Raw genomic sequence first — 255 nt, forward strand, 5'->3', positions numbered from 1 at the left:
CGAGGCGTCTACAAGGAGAACCAATATGTCCCGAACCGTCGTCAATCCCGACACCGTCTTCAATACCGTGCAATACGGCTTCAGCCAGGCTGTCATCGTCACGGGCCAGCGCCGCATGCTGTTGTCCGGCCAGGTCGGCGTCGATGCCCGGGAGCGCACTGTCGGCCCTGGCCTGCGCGAGCAGACCGACGCGGCGCTGGACAACATCGGCCGTGTGCTTGCCGCGGCGGGCGGCACGCTGGCGCAGGTCATCAT

At 66.3% G+C, this 255-nt stretch carries 1 protein-coding gene; it reads left to right on the forward strand.

Annotated elements, in window-relative coordinates:
- Window positions 1–25: 25 nt before the first annotated feature.
- A partial coding sequence (locus SB771_RS35700) for a RidA family protein (RefSeq protein WP_410722131.1) occupies window positions 26–255 on the forward strand: 230 nt, incomplete at its 3' end.

This window comes from Burkholderia sp. SIMBA_051, assembly GCF_046534915.1.
GTDB lineage: Bacteria > Pseudomonadota > Gammaproteobacteria > Burkholderiales > Burkholderiaceae > Burkholderia > Burkholderia ambifaria.